This window comes from Bacillus mobilis (genome assembly GCF_001884045.1).
Classification (GTDB): domain Bacteria; phylum Bacillota; class Bacilli; order Bacillales; family Bacillaceae_G; genus Bacillus_A; species Bacillus_A mobilis.
In genome coordinates, this window is record NZ_MACF01000054.1 from 1 (window position 1) to 1,970 (window position 1,970).

1 protein-coding gene is annotated in these 1,970 nt (G+C 37.4%); it reads right to left on the reverse strand.

Annotated elements, in window-relative coordinates; all coding sequences use genetic code 11:
* Positions 1-1,970: condensation domain-containing protein (locus BAQ44_RS08830; RefSeq protein WP_145925747.1), on the reverse strand; the 1,970-nt coding region annotated here is incomplete at both ends.

A 1,970-nucleotide genomic window follows, 5' to 3' on the forward strand; every position in this document is an offset into this window, starting at 1 on the left:
GTCGCCGTCAGCGTAACAGTTAGATCGAATTTTGCTACATTTCGTTCGATGGTAATCTCCTTGAAGCCATTTCCTTCGAATTCACGTTCAGGATTGATAATATTTTGAAAACTGAATACCACATCAAACAAAGGATTACGAGAGCTATCTCTTACCAGATTAAGTTCTTCTACCAGCTCTTCGAAAGGATATTCCTGATTCGCCTGCGCCATCAAACATTTTTCTTTCATCTCTTGTAAAAATGTATTGAAACTCTTATCTCCCTGAGGCGCTCCTCTCATAACCAATGTATTTACGAACATACCAAGAATCTTCTCAGTATCTGGATGCACTCTACCTGAAAAAGGACTTCCAACGACAATGTCTTCTTGCTTACTATATTTACTTAACAAAATCATGAATGCCGAAAGCAATACCATATATTCCGTTGTTCCCGTTTGTTTGCATAATGTAGCAATACTTTCTTTAATCTCTGGTTTAATCGAATGAACTACATTATGACCACGGAAACTTTGAAATTGCGACCTAGGATAATCCAATGGTAACTCAAGGGACGACGGAATATGTTGAAGTTCGTTTCGCCAATATTCTCTTTGATCTGTAAGATCTCTCGTTCTCATCCACTCGCTATAATCTTTGTATTGCACCTGTAACGGAGCTAACATCTTACTTGCATACAATTTTTTAAAATCTTCTATAATAATATTTGTAGATAAGCCGTCCGAAATTATATGATGTATATCAAAAAACAATAAATCTGTTCCTTGATTAACCTTGATTACCTTTATTCTCAAAAGTGGGGCAGTTTCTAAATCAAAAGGACGAATAAACTCCATCAGTAATCGCTTTTTATCCTCTTCATTTGCTTCTTCCACTTCATCATATTCAGCTTTAACATGTATATCCGTTATTACCTTTTGATAGACCTCCCCGTCCTTCATCAAGAACTGTGTTCTCAATATCTCATGCTGTTTCACTAGTTGATTGAATACCCTATTTACTTTATATAAATCTAACCCGCCTAATACTTCCATTCCACTATACATATTATATAACGTGCTATTTTTTTCCACTTCAGAGGAAATGAAAACCCTTTTTTGGGTAGAAGACACAAGGTACAATTCTTTTGCCTCTGCACAAGGAATTGTATTATATTCACTTTCATTGTTTCTTATTTTCTGGGCTAATCTTTCAACTGTAGGATCACTAAGCATCTCACTAAGTGATATCCTAACCCCAGTAGCTTCTTCAATTTTATTAATAACCCTTATGGCCTTCAGCGAATGACCACCGATTCTAAAGAAATTATCTTTAATTCCGATTTTCTCGATTCCTAAAACTGTTTCAAAAACGCTACTGATCGCTTTTTCCGTTTCATTTCTCGGCGCTATGTATTCGCTCTCATCATTCACTTCAATTGTTGGTAAAGCTGCTTTATCCAGTTTCCCGTTTCTGGTTACCGGAACCCGCTCAATTTGCATCATATGAGAAGGGATCATGTAGGTAGGTAGTTTTTGCGCTAACTCCTCACGAATCCACTCGATATCTATCACTTCTTCCGCTACCAAGTAAGCACAGATGCTTTTTTCACCATCTTTTTCATTTACTATTACAGCGGCGTCTTTTAAGCCCTCTATCTGTTTAATGGCACTTTCAATTTCTCCTAGCTCAATACGGAATCCTCGTAGCTTAATCTGTTCATCCACTCTACCTACATACTCAATATTCCCATCTGGCAACCATCTAGCTAAATCACCAGAGCGATACATCATCCCTTCTCCATATAGATTTGGAATGAATTTTTCTTCTGTTAACTCCGAGTTGTTTAAGTAACCTCTCGCTACTCCATCTCCCGCTATACATAATTCTCCCACCATGCCAATTCCACATAGCTGGTTTCCCTGGATAATATATGTTGTCGTATTGGTAATCGGCTTACCAATAGGCGTTTTCGTTCTTATTTGATCTGC